This window comes from Vibrio sp. 1069, from assembly GCF_033340555.1.
This window is the reverse complement of sequence record NZ_JAWOWP010000679.1, coordinates 1-580: the sequence shown is the minus strand read 5'-3', so window position 1 is coordinate 580 and position 580 is coordinate 1. Positions and strand designations below refer to the sequence as shown.

Sequence of the window (580 nt, the reverse complement as noted above, 5' to 3'; positions counted from 1 at the left end):
TAATCCAATTACTGTGCCAACTAATTTTTCACGTTAAATACAGTAAATTAGAGTTAACCCTAGTTACCAAACAATTGTATTTGCTTACTGTTAGTGCAACACGCACCACGGTAGAATTTTCACCATAACTCCAAAGTAGTAGAGAAGTTAATCCATTAACTGCAATGCCGTAATCAGGTTCTTCGCAACTTGAGTAAGCGTTTGACTCGATTGCATTGCAGAGTTTCGCATTGCTTTGTACGCGTGTTCCTCATCTACATTGTGCACTTTCATCAATAAGCCTTTGGCTTTTTCCACCAGCTTTCGCTCTTCAATCTTGTTCGTCAGCGATTCAATTTCTGAATTCATTCTCTCGAACCGCTCACGTACCAAAGTTGCGTGGTCAATCCAAGGTTGAAGAGCAAACTCAGTATCATGAGGCATCAACACATAATCCATTTGGCTTGATAACCGATTGATATCAGTAGAAGATAGTTGCTTTAGCACGATAAGAAGTGGTACCGATTTTTGTCGGCAGAAATCGAGGAAGAAACGCAGCTCGGCGGTTGGCTGCTGCCATGCAACAACAACTCTTGCCGAT

1 protein-coding gene is annotated in these 580 nt (G+C 41.6%); it reads right to left on the bottom strand.

Going from position 1 to position 580, the window contains the following annotated elements:
• Positions 1 to 147 precede the first annotated feature (147 nt).
• Positions 148 to 580, bottom strand: a 433-nt coding sequence (locus R7040_RS28435; protein ID WP_318097885.1) for an ANTAR domain-containing response regulator, incomplete at its 5' end; no start/stop codon positions are given.